General features: G+C 52.8%; 1 protein-coding gene. It reads right to left on the bottom strand.

From position 1 onward, the window contains the following. Positions 1-248: hypothetical protein (locus R0J87_RS23145; RefSeq protein ID WP_498889296.1), on the bottom strand; the 248-nt coding region annotated here is incomplete at both ends.

The raw sequence follows: 248 nt of genomic DNA, 5'->3' as shown, positions 1-248 counted from the left end.
CGTAAAGCTAATTTCGGCGGCTGTTGGCTGGGTAATTGCCACAGCAGGCCCGCTGCTTTGTTGCCAGTTCAGGCTGGCAGGCGTATTGGTTTGCGCCCGCAGGGTGACTTTATCGCCCGCCTTACCGCTTAGGCTAAACGCTGTTTCGCCGTTAATTAAAATGGCCAGTGGCGGAAGAATATCAACCTCCGGGGCATAAACCGCTTCAGTCTGATTATCTGCAAGCTGGTAATTCACTTTAAGCCGCA

The sequence above is a fragment of the Halomonas sp. SIMBA_159 genome, from assembly GCF_046536035.1.
GTDB classification, from domain to species: Bacteria; Pseudomonadota; Gammaproteobacteria; order Pseudomonadales; family Halomonadaceae; genus Vreelandella; species Vreelandella venusta_A.
Note: the sequence above shows the minus strand (reverse complement) of the source record. Positions and strands in the feature narration are given on the sequence as shown.